This is a genomic window from Seleniivibrio sp., from assembly GCF_021209385.1.
GTDB lineage: Bacteria > Chrysiogenota > Deferribacteres > Deferribacterales > Geovibrionaceae > Seleniivibrio.
This window is the reverse complement of sequence record NZ_JAJOIL010000001.1, coordinates 95,047-108,161: the sequence shown is the minus strand read 5'-3', so window position 1 is coordinate 108,161 and position 13,115 is coordinate 95,047. Positions and strand designations below refer to the sequence as shown.

General features: G+C 44.3%; 9 protein-coding genes and 1 tRNA gene. 8 read left to right on the top strand and 2 right to left on the bottom strand.

The window, feature by feature from the left end; all coding sequences use genetic code 11:
* Positions 1-3: 3 nt before the first annotated feature.
* The 7 genes from LRY47_RS00485 to LRY47_RS00455 all read left to right on the top strand — a co-directional run bounded on the left by LRY47_RS00485 (position 4) and on the right by LRY47_RS00455 (position 9,501).
* Positions 4-366, top strand: coding sequence for a DUF805 domain-containing protein (locus LRY47_RS00485; RefSeq protein WP_295221380.1), 363 nt, complete (start codon positions 4-6; stop codon positions 364-366).
* A gap of 39 nt (positions 367-405) precedes the next feature.
* The gene (locus LRY47_RS00480; RefSeq protein ID WP_295221377.1) at positions 406-2,235 is read left to right on the top strand and encodes a sensor histidine kinase; all 1,830 of its coding nucleotides are present in this window, start codon (positions 406-408) and stop codon (positions 2,233-2,235) included.
* Positions 2,216-3,505 (top strand): sigma-54 dependent transcriptional regulator, encoded by a 1,290-nt coding sequence (locus LRY47_RS00475; RefSeq protein ID WP_295221375.1) that lies wholly within the window; start codon positions 2,216-2,218, stop codon positions 3,503-3,505. The genes LRY47_RS00480 and LRY47_RS00475 overlap by 20 nt, the downstream gene beginning before the upstream one ends.
* An 86-nt stretch (positions 3,506-3,591) precedes the next feature.
* Positions 3,592-6,573, top strand: a complete 2,982-nt coding sequence (locus LRY47_RS00470; protein WP_295221372.1) for a putative Ig domain-containing protein — start codon at positions 3,592-3,594, stop codon at positions 6,571-6,573.
* Between the two features lie 172 nt (positions 6,574-6,745).
* Positions 6,746-8,662 (top strand): cytochrome C, encoded by a 1,917-nt coding sequence (locus LRY47_RS00465; protein ID WP_295221369.1) that lies wholly within the window; start codon positions 6,746-6,748, stop codon positions 8,660-8,662.
* A 273-nt stretch (positions 8,663-8,935) separates the two neighbouring features.
* A tRNA-Pro gene (locus tag LRY47_RS00460) sits at positions 8,936-9,009 on the top strand.
* Positions 9,010-9,204: 195 nt separating this feature from the next.
* Positions 9,205-9,501, top strand: a complete 297-nt coding sequence (locus tag LRY47_RS00455) for a hypothetical protein (protein WP_295221367.1) — start codon at positions 9,205-9,207, stop codon at positions 9,499-9,501.
* Positions 9,502-9,556: 55 nt separating this feature from the next.
* On the opposite strand, the gene LRY47_RS00450 is transcribed toward LRY47_RS00455, so the two are convergent.
* Positions 9,557-10,195: an RloB family protein gene (locus tag LRY47_RS00450; protein ID WP_295221365.1), complete on the bottom strand. Its 639-nt coding sequence runs from the start codon at positions 10,193-10,195 to the stop codon at positions 9,557-9,559.
* A complete protein-coding gene (locus LRY47_RS00445) occupies positions 10,185-11,435 on the bottom strand; it encodes an ATP-binding protein (protein WP_295221362.1) in 1,251 nt (416 codons plus the stop codon). Before LRY47_RS00445 ends, LRY47_RS00450 begins: the two co-directional genes overlap by 11 nt.
* Before the next feature lie 320 nt (positions 11,436-11,755).
* Between LRY47_RS00445 and LRY47_RS00440 the strand changes: the two genes are divergently transcribed.
* A complete protein-coding gene (locus LRY47_RS00440; protein WP_295221360.1) occupies positions 11,756-13,108 on the top strand; it encodes an alginate export family protein in 1,353 nt (450 codons plus the stop codon).
* Positions 13,109-13,115 lie beyond the last annotated feature (7 nt).

Sequence of the window (13,115 nt, the reverse complement as noted above, 5' to 3'; positions counted from 1 at the left end):
TCCATGGAATGGTATCTGAAGGTGTGGAGAGACTGGCTTGATTTCAAAGGCAGAGCCACAAGAACCGAATACTGGATGTTCACTCTTTTCAACGTGGTGATCATGGCTCTGATATCTTTCATCGGTTATTTTATAGATACCGACCTGATAGATTTACTCTATTCTCTGGCAGTGATTATTCCCGCCTTTGCCGTCAGCATCCGCAGACTGCACGATACTAACCGTTCCGCATGGTGGCTGCTTATTATGCTTGTGCCTGTTATAGGTTTTATAGTGCTGCTTGTTTTTTACTGTCAGGACAGCAGAGAGGACAATCAGTACGGCAGAAACCCGAAAAGTCCCCGCATGGAACAGCCTGATTTCTGACCACTTGCGGTAATTCTGTTTAGAATGTAATATCCCCTTATGATAAAACGTCTGGCACTCTTCATCAGTACCCTTGTGGCTCTCGTTCTGCTCATCACAACGGGCATCTACTTTGCACAGTCAAAAAGCCTGATCACGGAAGACATGAACGCTCAGGCGGATATCATTCTCCGCCTTAAAAAGAACGGTATCGACGATTTCCTCATCCGTATACGTTATCTGATGCTTGCTCTTTCAGAGAACAGCGCCCTTAAGGAGTATTTCGAGGGGAAGACAGACAGGCAGTCCATTGAAAAACTGTTCACCATATATGCCGGAAAGATGTCAGACATACAGGCGATGCGGCTCATAGACCTTAAGGGTAATATTGTCGTATTCTGGCGTGAAGGCGAACTTGTGTCGGCAAAGCCGGATTATAAGCCTATCTACATAGGCGATAAAGATTTTTTCCAGCTCGTGAGCCGTAAGCCCAGACACGAACCTACGTTTTCCGATTTCGAGCGCGGACACCTGCCCGATGCGGTATCTTTCTGCCCTTCGATGATACGCAGTATGCTCCCCATCTTCGAGGGGGACAAGGTCATCGGCTATCTGATAGTGAATCTATGGGGCAAGAAACTGGGCGAGACCGCCAGCCAGCTCGATACGAAAAGAGGCTATTCATTCATCGTGGAGATAAACGGCAGAGTGCCTGAACGCAACGGGGTTTTCATCTTCCATCCTGATCACAAATACGAATTTGCAAACCAGTTCGGCACTGAATATTTCTTCGATACTGTTTACGGTAAAGAGAATTTCAAAACTCTTCTCTCCGGCGAGCAGAATATGATCCCGCTGAAAGACGGTTTTATGTTCTATTCGACCTATTACCCGTATGAGGATAAACGGCAGGCATGGAAAATATGCACTGTTATGTATAAAGACTATTTCTTTCAGTCGCTTACAGCTTTGCGGCATGAATTCATAGGTGTAATGCTGTTCTGTATTATCCTGAGCATCCTTACTGCGGCGGTTTTCAGCAAATATTTCATGCGTCCTTTTGCGGAGATAAAGAAGGCGGTGACTGCTTACAGCTGCGGTGATTTTGATTATCCGCTGGACGGCAGATATACAGGTGAGATAGATGAGATAGCAAAGAGCATCCGCTCCATGGCGGACAGCCTTAAGGTTTATATAGAGGATCTGAAAAACACCCAGATGCGCATGGAGCTGATGAACCGTCTTTCGGCGCTTGGAGTCATGGCGGGCGGCATAGCGCATGAACTGAACACCCCTCTTAACTCCATAATAATACTGACGAAACTGTTGAAACAGGAGACTGGCGATAACGAGGATCTCGCCACCATCGAGCATGAAGCGAAAAGATGTGTGGACATAATAGAAAACCTTAAAAAGCTTGCGCCGGACAAAGAGGGAAATTCAGAGCCTTTGCCTGTGCATTTGAAAGATGTGATTGAAAAAACACTGAAATATATAAATACCGATGCGCTTATCGAAACCGATCTGGATGATGTTGTGGTGTCCGGTTTCCCCACGCTTTTACAGCAGATGGTGCTTAATCTGGTTCAGAACGGGCTGGATTCCCTTGGTGATAACGGCAGAATACGCGTTAAGCTGGAACGTTCGGACGGGTATGCCCTTCTTTCCGTTTCCGACAACGGATGCGGTATCCCGAAGAACGAGATAGACAGGATATTCGATCCGTTCCACACCACGAAAGCTCCGAACAAGGGCATGGGGCTGGGGCTGTCGCTGGTACATAAGATAGTGAAGAAGCACGGCGGGCAGATAACCGTTGAGAGCGAAGAGGGCGAAGGAACAGAATTCAATATCAGACTGGAGTTAAGGGATGAAAGTAGTTCTGATTGAAGACGATGCGGTTCTTAACCGCACGCTGAAACGTGTGATAGAAAAAAATTATACGGTGATGTCGTTCGTTTCGCCGCAGATGGCTGTTGAATACGTTGCCCAGAGCGGTGCGGACGTTGTTGTGTCTGATATACGGATGCCTGAAATGACGGGCTTTGAAGTGCTGGAAAAGCTTAAAACCGTCAGCCCCGAGACTGTGCTTATACTTATGACAGGACAGAGCAGTATAGATGAATCGGTGAAAGCTATAAAGTCAGGCGCTTTCGACTATATTCCGAAACCTGTGGATACAGAACTTCTTATCTATAAACTTGACCTCGTGAACGAGAAGCTGGCGCTTAAGGCGCTTGCCGATACAGCCGCCAGAAAGAGCGGTATAGTCGGCGTTTCCGCAAAGATGGAAGCAGTGCTCAACACAGCGGCGCGTGTCGCAAAGACCGATTCAAACGTCCTCATCACAGGCGAAACCGGAACCGGCAAAGAGGTTCTGGCGAGGTTTATTCACGAAAACAGCGAACGCAGCAAGAGACCTTTTGCCGCAATAAACTGTTGTAATTTACAGCATCATCTTTTTGAGAGCGAGCTTTTCGGGCATAAACGCGGAGCCTATACAGGTGCTGACAGCGACAGAAAAGGGATAATCCAGTCGGCATACGGCGGCTCTCTTTTTCTGGACGAAATAGGCGAAATGCCACTTGATCTCCAGCCGAAATTCCTGCGGTTTCTGGAAACTAAAAGTTTTTATCCGGTCGGATGTCCCGTTCAGGAACAGGCAGACGTTCGCATTATTGCCGCCACAAACCGCGATCTTTCCGTTATGTCCGAGAAAGGAGAGTTCAGACAGGATCTTTTCTACAGGCTTAACGTTATAAATATAGAACTTCCACCGCTTCGCGAACGCCGCGAGGACATCATGCCACTTGCCCATCACTTTATGGGAAAATACAGACACATCAACACCCATATCAAAGGAATAGAGGAGTCGGCTGTGCAGTGCCTGCAAAGCTACGACTATCCGGGCAACATAAGGGAGCTGTCGAACATCATCGAACGCGCCATGATACTGGAACAGGGAGAACTTCTGGGGTGTGAATCCCTGAATCTCGGATGCCCCATAGAGGCGGATACGCTGAGTCTCGACGCTGTTATGAAGCGTCATATCCTTAAGGTTCTGGACATAGCCGGAGGTAACCGCCAGAAGGCAGCAGAAATTCTGGGTGTGGATACTTCGACAGTGTACCGCAAGCTGAAGGACTACGGCATAGGCTAAAACTTCCCACACTTCCGTGTAGGTTCTTTTTCTCCGTTTTAAAGAGATAATTAAAAAAATTATCTTTTTAAATTTCGGAGGTTCCTTTGCGTAATATACTTACGGTTTTGATAGCTCTTTTTCTGTTGGCAGGGTGCGGAGGCGGCTCATCATCAGATAATCAATTAAGCTCTGAGGTGACATACAGCGGAGCAGATGTTTCCGCCGTGACTGACAGCAGAGGAAAAATTACAGTAACCAGCGCTGTGCTTGGCATCGTCTACGAGATAGCAATATTGAACGGGGACGGACAGCCTGTCAGCGGCATAGAACTGACATACAGCGAAAGCGGCGGCAAGTCTGTGGTCTATATAACAGACAGCAGCGGCGAGTATGCCGACGTTATGATGATAGGCATACCATCCGAATTGTCTGCACAGTTTCCGCGAAGCAAAAAAACATCATACCGCTCAGAAAGAGCTACATCGTATAACTTAGGCGTGACCCTGAAACAGAGCGACGGATCACCGACCGGATTTACCGCAGATGCGGAGAATCTTAACAGCAGTTTTTTAGGTACGTCTGAACGCACAGGTACAGGCTGGTCAACAGTCTGCGCGACATCATCTCAAATATCGGATACTCTTTCATCCACAGGCGGTTCAAAAATACTCCTTTTCAGCGGTCTGACAGCTGACAGCAGCTTATACATGAAAACAGGCAGTACATGGAGCGGAGATGCACTCACTGCCGCAATTACGCAGAAACTTGGGAAAGTCTTCGGCATGTCGTTTTCAAATGCGTTTCTGGCAAGTTATCAGATTACCTGCTATGCCCCTGACGGCGGTATAGGCGGAGTAGGTGCGGTATGTGAGATAACCAAAAGCAACGACGTCTGCCAGACAACTCCCGGCGGCGATGAAACCAACACGGCACCTGTGATAAACGGCACACCTTCCACCACTGCAGCGGCAGGTACAAGCTACAGCTTTACCCCTTCGGCGGCGGACGCAGACGGGGACACGCTCACATATTCAATTTCCAACAAGCCGTCATGGGCAGATTTTGATACGTCAACCGGAGCGCTCACAGGAACAACCACTGCCGGAGTGTTTTCTAACATTGTCATAAGCGTTACGGACGGAACGGATACAGCCAGCCTTACTGCGTTCACCATAACGGTGGAATCTGTTGTAAACAATGCACCTAAAATATCCGGCACGCCGTCAACGGGGCTGTATGTCAACCAGACGTACGACTTCACCCCTTCGGCAACGGATGCGGACGGTGATGACCTGAATTTCACAATCCAGAACAAACCCTCGTGGGCTGTTTTTAACCAGACCACGGGCAGGCTTTCAGGAACTGCCGCAGTTGGAACGTTCAGCAATATAGTTATCTCCGTTTCCGACGGTCAGACATCAGCATCTCTTTCATCTTTTACAATTACGGTTTCAAACCGTGCGCCTGTGATTAGCGGCACACCCCAGACATCTGCGAGCCTCGGCAGTGCATACAGTTTTAAACCTGCGGCATATGACCTTGACGGTCAGACCCTCAGCTACAGCATCACAAACCGCCCCGGCTGGGCAAACTTTGACGAGACAACAGGTGAGCTTTCGGGAACGACCACAGCGGGCATATACACGGACATAGTGATAAGCGTTTCAGACGGAATAGAAACTGTTTCTCTGGCTTCATTCAGCATATCCATAGCGAGTACGAATCATGCACCCACCATAACCGGAACGCCGACAGCTTCGCTTTATGTCAAAACAGCCTACAGCTTCACGCCGACGGCAGACGATGCCGACGGCGACACACTGACATTCGGCGTGTTGAACAAACCCGACTGGGCATCCTTTGATACATCTACGGGAGAGCTTTCAGGTGCTCCGACAGATAATATACTTTATGACGGCATAGTCATCTATGTTTCCGATGGGAAGTCTACGACTTTCCTCGAATCGTTCGGTATAACAGGTTTGAACCATGCGCCGACAATAAGCGGCACTATGCCGAGGTATAGATGGAACCTCTATCTGCCGTTCACATCTGTCTTCACAGCTTCCGATGCCGATGGGGATACTCTCACGTTCAGCTTGCAGAATCAACCTTCCGGCATGGTGATTAACTCCACAACTGGTCAGCTTTCATTTTACGGTTCTGCGCCAGGAACGTTTGAGAACATAATGGTTACGGTTTCCGATGGCAGAACGGGCGGAGTTGCCACCATCGGTCCGTTTACTGTAGACGTGCTTAAATGGGCATACACCAAAACAGGTGCGGCAGTTTCCTATCTCGACTTTGACGATAAGTATTACGATAAAGGTTTTGAACCTGATTACACAAGAGACGACTCAACAGGTATCGTTACCGATAATCTGAACGGTATTATGTGGCAGGATGATGCGGAGGTTAATAACTTTACAATCTTTGATGCCAATTCCTATTGCAGCAATCTTGTGCTGGGCGGTTATGACGACTGGTTCCTGCCCGATATTGTGCCTTTTAGTACAATTATGGACTACAGCAGATCTCCTGCGGTTAACAGCATATTTCAGAATTTTGATGTTTCGGGAAGATACTGGACACTTTTCGCAAGTGTTGTTACGGGGAGCGGAATGTTTTTAAATGTTAATGATGCATATTCATTACCTTTCCCCTTAAATAACGTAAAGTGCTCTAGATATTCGCAAACTGGGTATACAGCACCGATTTATAAACGTGACCATAATACAAGAATAGTGGACGCGAAGGGTACTATGCTCCAGTGGGACGACGACACCACCAGCGCACAGGTTGCAACATGGAGCAATGCAGTGGCTTATTGCGAGAACAAGACTCTTAACGGACTGACGGACTGGCGGCTTCCGAATATAAAAGAGATGATATCGCTTTTCGAATATCCCAATGAGCTGAACAGCGAATTCGTTAATTACGCCGCCGTTGCTTATTGGACTTCTACGACAGACGCCGAGGACACGGACAAGGCATGGTATTTTAATATCAGCGCTGGAACAGTGGCAACCACCGCAAAAACAGGCAATCAGAACATCAAATGTGTTCGTGGTGGTTATCCGGAATAAATTATCGGAAATCAGGCGGTGCGGATCAGTTCCGTGCCGCCATTTTCGCATTTTACACATTAGTTGATTGAGTTTTTTGCAATTTGCAAAAACCGTGACGAAAACTGCGGATTTCAATAGCTGTTTTTCGGCACATATGTTGCAATTAAACATTCAACTATGGAGGTGTACAATGCGTTTTGCATTTATCTTTATTTTAGCGGTTCTCTTTGCCGTTCCAGCGTTCGCCTTTGATGCCGATTCTTCCTGCGTCAAATGTCACGGAAACAAAGAGATGATAACCAAACTCGGCTTCCCCCAGATGTACCTTGACCCCACAGAAGTGGACAAAGAGGTTAACATGGGCGGAATAGCCTGCGAATCCTGCCACCTCGGCAACCCCGCCGCAATGGACAAGGACGAGGCACACAAAGACATGCCCAGACCTTTCTATGCAGCTGTGGGCGCAAAATACAAATATCAGGCTGTGGGCAGAGAGATAACAAACTTTGCTCCCATCTCGCCCAAAGGCACGGACAGAACAAAACTGCTCGGCGCTAAACCCGACCCTAAAAAGGCAGATGAGATGGGCGTTAAAATGCTTCCCATGCTCAACTGGCACGACCGTGACCCAAAAACAATGGCATACAGCCCCGAAGTTGCTATGAAAACCTGCGGACAGTGCCACGAAAACGAGGTCAAAGATTATAACAAAGCCGGAATGGGTCTCCAGAAAACCCAGAGAGGCTTCACCCACTGGTCATCGGACAAACCCGGACCCCAGAACTGCGGTCCTTGGTTCGGTGACAACTACGAAGAGCTGAAAGGCGAATGTGCGAGGGGGGAGGGCTATACTAAGGCTATGGCAGCAGGCAGCGACAGAGGATGCAACAAATGCCACGCAAGCTGTAACGACTGCCACTATGAAGGCTTTAAACAGTCAAAAGCACGTCACACATTCACCAAGAAACCTGAAACCCTTTCATGCTATGGCGGCGGACGCGGCACAATATGCCACGCAGGTCCCATGGACAGAAGACGCGGTGCAGGATATATGCGTCAGGAATTTGCGTTCCCCGTGAACGAACTGCATGACGACGTTCACTTCGCAAAAGGTATCCAGTGTACAGATTGCCACGAGTCGAAAAACCACTCATACGGTCACATCGGCTCCGCCGACGCAAGAAAATCATGTCAGAAATGCCACACGGAAATATATGATGCCGCTCAGAAAAGCGAACACGGCAACGTTGACTGTTCATCTTGCCACGTTAAGGCTGTGGGCGCGTATCAGTATACCTTCTGGGGTCCCGGCAAATCCGAAGGTATGCCCAATCTTTATACAAAATATAAAGAATACTACGGCACAAGAGACCTTCCCACTATCGTTAAACAGCCCAAAACAGGACTTTGGATACCTCTGAAACCCTATCCCATGGGCACAATGAACATCGCGAAAAAACCGAAGATCACTAACAAGCTTCTGCTTCGCGATATCCCCAAAACAACCGTTAAAGGCAATACCTCTATAGGTCAGCCCGAAACTTTTGAAGTTGAAAGAAGTGCAGACGAAGTGAATGATATGTACATCATCACAGGTCTTTACGGCGGTTACAAAACCAACGATAAGATGCTTGCATGGATTCAGATGGACAAAATGTCCCACTCTGTCGGCGAAGCGAGAGACTGCGCAAGCTGCCACGCTTCACACGAGCAGAAAGCAACCTCATGGTACACATTCGACCTTGCAAACGCTGTTAAGAAACCGTTCAGCGGCTCTTACACAATGGTTGCAGGTAAAAAAGGCATCAGATTTGAGAACATGACAAATACCGAAATAGTTCCCGCAGACGGTGTTGATGTTGAGGACTTTGCTCCTTTCCTTAAAAACCCCGAAGCATGGAACGTTAAAGGTATCGACTTTGAGATCAAATTTGACGACAAAAAATATGCAAAAGGTTTCGGTGACTATCAGAACCTTTATGCAGAGCTGCACAACAGAATTTCCAGCGAGAAAGACCCTGCGAAACTTGCGCAGCTTAAAAAGATCAAAGCAGTTCTGCCCCACAACGTGGCATACGCGGCAGAGATGCTGAAAAATATGAAATAAGGCATAGTTAGCCTCATGCCTTTAAAGGGTCTTTCACTTAGAAAGACCCTTTTTTTATCTCTGCTTTGCTTCCTCCTTTGGCAAAGGAGGGTTGGGGTGGATTTATATTGCTGCTTATGAATAAGCAAAAAACGCTTGCAAAATAAACAGGATGGAGTATTCTTTTTTACTCTTCCGCAGATAAATCCGAACTGCGGAATCAGGAATTGCCCTTTCTTTTCCCTCCTTTGGCAAAGGAGGGTTAGGGTGGATTTTTCCTGTAAAATTGCATAACGGGATGTAGCGCAGCTTGGTAGCGCACTGGTTTCGGGTTCCAGGGGTCGGAAGTTCAAATCTTCTCATCCCGATATAATTTCTTCTTTAAAGCCAATCGTTTAGCGGTTGGCTTTTTCAATTTGGCACAAATTTGGCACACTTTTGAGTTTGTGTTTCTGACTATAGTTCATTATTCGTTTCTGTTTTTATCCTGAAAAATTGAATACGTTGACTTGTTATTGAGTCATTTTCTATAATGAAGTTCAATGAATTTATGGGAGTGAAAAGTGAGGCGAGCCAGAACGCTTGATGAAATTATTCAGGACGAGCTTAAAGATGAAGACAGTAGAAATGAATATATCAGGTGTGCTGTTGAAGACTTTTTTGAAAACGGCGATGAAATGGAACTTTTGCTTGCGATCAGACAAGTAGCTATTGCAGGAGTTGGACTATCTGCGTTGGCAGCAAAAATTGGAATTTCTGAAGATGTTCTTTGCAGTATTCTGACAGGTAAAGAAGACATCTCTTTAGAAATATTCAGAAAAATCCTTTCAAATCTTGGTTATTCGCTGCAAGTCGTTTAAAATATTAATCTCTTGTTTTGTTGTTCCGTGTTCCGAAACATGGAACAGGGTGTTCTTAGCCTATAAAATTTTTGTTTAATGCCTCGACTAGCTGATAGACCAATGTGCATGGATTATCGAGACATGGGTTGTGTTTTTCACCGTAAAATTCACGTAGACTCTTTGCGTTTTTAATTGCTGTATTTTGCTTATCAATTAGCTTTGTGTACATTTCTTTAGAATTCTTTTTATAAGGCTCGCCGAGTCTTCTTGAGAGCATTTCCTCATATCGTTTTCTACTATAAGCGGTGTCGTGTTTTTCAAAATGAAGAAGATACCATATTTCAAATGCCTCATTCGAATAAACCGCATGATATTTTTTTGTTCGGCATTTTTCTATTGCTCCATTAAACTTATCAGCAGAAAAAGAATCTCTGTCGAATACACACCATGTTTCATCGATAGGCTCATTTTTAGCTTTATATTCTTTTATAAGAGTATCTGCTTTTTCTACAAGGCTTAAACAGTTTTTTCCTTCGCCATGAACATACACTTTTACCAAATCTCCCCGCTGTGGAAAAGATTCAAAATAGTTAGGTTCAGTTTTTTCCCCTTCACAGACAATCAAAATTCTTTTACGTGTGTCTTTGTTTCGTGATGTTCTTGCATATTCAGCAGCTGAGCGTCTTCGTTTGTATATTTTATCATTTGCCATAGAAGCTCTCCGTAATATCCTGAAGATATGGAATAGCTCCATATTTGCCGCTTAGATAATCCTTGTCATAAGAAGCATCTTTTCTGACTGAAAAATCGTAAAGAGAAGAAAGTTCTGTAGCATAGAATCTATTTTTTTCAGCAAACCAGATTTGGTCTCTTCTGAAATATTTGTTGGTCAGCATTCTCGTGTTATGAGTGCTGAAAATAAGTTGCGCTTTTGTATTTTTTTCACTGTTGAACAGCCCTACAATCATTTCGAGAATAAGTGGGTGTAAACTGTTATCCAATTCATCAACAACCAGAGTACCGCCTTTTGATAGAACATCAATCAGAGGACCTACCAGCCAGAAAACCTGTTTAGTCCCTTCTGATTCATGGGTGTTAAGCATTAACTCGACTTCGCCAATATTTTCTCCATCTTTATTAAGTTTTTGATGTCTTGTATAAAATTCGTATCGTTTAGGTTTTTCTTTCATCAAACCAACAATTTGTTTTAACTCGTCAGGAGCTTCATCTAAGTTAAGCTCTTCTTCCTCACACCTAAAATCCTTAATCTGAAGGTCTGTACCTTTAATAATTGCTTTTACGGCGTTATGGATAGCTTTATCTTTAATTAAGTCAGATAATTGTTTAGCAAAGAAACTTATATCTCCGCTGATAACAACGAGGTTATTGAAAAATTTCATTACATCTTTTGCTATTTGGCTGTTGAACTGAGACAGTACGGATAGAAAAAGAGCGTTATTTCTTGTCTTTTCTTTTAATCCTTTGGCTTCTTTATTAATATCAGAATGTGTTTTAATTTCATTGCCATTTCGCCAAAAAAGTTCTTTTTCCTGTACTGCTGGTACATAGAACAGCCATTCGTTTATAATTTTATCTTTTGAAATCTCAAAGCCGTATCGATAACGAGTTTCTTCAACGAAGAATGTCATTTCAAATAATGAAGGACTATCTCCCGTAGATGAATTTAGCAGAAAAGGTTCGACAGGAATTGCTTCTCCCTCCTGAAAATGTGCCACAGAAGCTTTGATAAAAAATTTCATAAAATTAATAGCCTGAAGCAGATTGCTTTTACCGCTAGCATTAGCTCCATAAATTGAAGCTGATTTGAGAAGGTTAAATTTTTTCTTTTTGGTTGTGTTTTGTGGTAAATCTTTATCAGTTGATGCAACCATGCTGAAAACCTGTTCATCCATGATTGAACGGAAATTTTTGACCCTAAATTCCACTAACATAATATTCTCCACTGTGTTCTTATATAAGTAGTGTAATAGTAATTTTATAAAAATCAATAAATTTGTGAAAATTTCTCAAAAAATGGTTAATTTGTTGCGTACTGTTATTTTGAGGGCTGTTTGGTATCTGTATCTGCTATTATAGAATTTGAAAATTGACTACACGATTTCTTATATTCTTTCCATATCTTTCCAGCTCTTTATTTTCTGGTTTTCTTCCAAAAAAACAGAAAAATACTGAAATAATTTTAAGAACCTGCCTCATATGTCCGTAGTTTTGAAAAATAAAAATCAATAATAATGAACAACGGAGGTATCTTATGTACAGATTACGTTGTTCTATTATTAATTTTGTTGTTTTTTTGTTTCTTGTTCCGATTTTTGGTTTTGCGGAGGATGTTGAAAAATCCTCACCGGTGACTGTCAGCGGAAAGCTGAGTATATTCAGCAGATACACTGATAATCCATATTTCGGCGGAGAGATCAATTACAAAGGCTCAAAACCTGACGATCTTTACGGTGAAATCGCAGCGACAGTTGCCGTTACCGCAAAACAGAATACTGACATAGGTCTTTTGACAGGTCAGCTTGGCGTTTACATGGCTCAAACCATCGGAGATGATTTTTACGGGTTGATCAAAAACGAAACGAACACAGCATGGGATGCTGCCGGATATGATTCCGAATCAGAAAATGTGCTTCTGAATCAGGCATGGTTAAAACTCAGCGAAGCTTTCGGTTCGTCTTTTGATATTACAGTCGGTCGTCAGGATATAGCGCTTGAAAAGGGGTTTATTGTCTGGGGAAACCCAAGGCTTGAAACCGCAGCATGGATCAATTTCCAACAGAGCTTTCCTTTCGCAGTGAGGGTTGATAACAAATTCGGTAATCTTTCCACAACAGCGCTCTGGGCGCAGGCTGAAAGATACGACAAAGATGCGTTTGAAAACGATGTTAAGCTTTACGGTATCAACATGCATTATGACTTCAATGAAGATGCCTATATTTACGGTTCAGTTTTCAGAAAGGACGAACCTTCTCTTGATGACACATCATCTGACATTGACACTCAGGAGAACAACACAACAAGTTACGATCTCGGTGCTGATATTAAATACGGGAAGTTCCAGTTTGAGCTTGAGGGAGCGTACCAGACAGGTGACGTTATTACCGCATCAGACAAGTTTGACAGAGACGCATACGCTTATTGGGGTGCTGTAACATACAGGTTTGAGGCCAATCTTAATCCTTATGTTCGCGGATCATATTTTTACTATTCAGGTGACGATGACGACAGCAGCGACATAGAGGCTTATGATCCGATGTTTTCCGGTATGTCCGGCTGGAACAGGTTTTTTATAGGCGAGTTTGTAGGTGAAAATCAGCTTGGCAATTCAAATAAAGAGGCATTTGTATATGAGGTAGGCATGTCGCCCACTGAATCTCTTAATGTAGCTCTTATGTATATCACAGATAATCTTGCAGAAAAGAACGCTCAAGGCAACAAGCACTGGGCAAATGAGATAGATCTGCTCGTTGATTATTTTATAGCCGAGGGGGTATATCTGCATGTCGGTTTTGGGTATGCAATGCCCGGTAAAGCCGCAGAAGATTTATACGGTGACGATGCAGACGGAACTTTTGCTCAGTGTCAGCTGACATATAATTTCTAATGTCAGG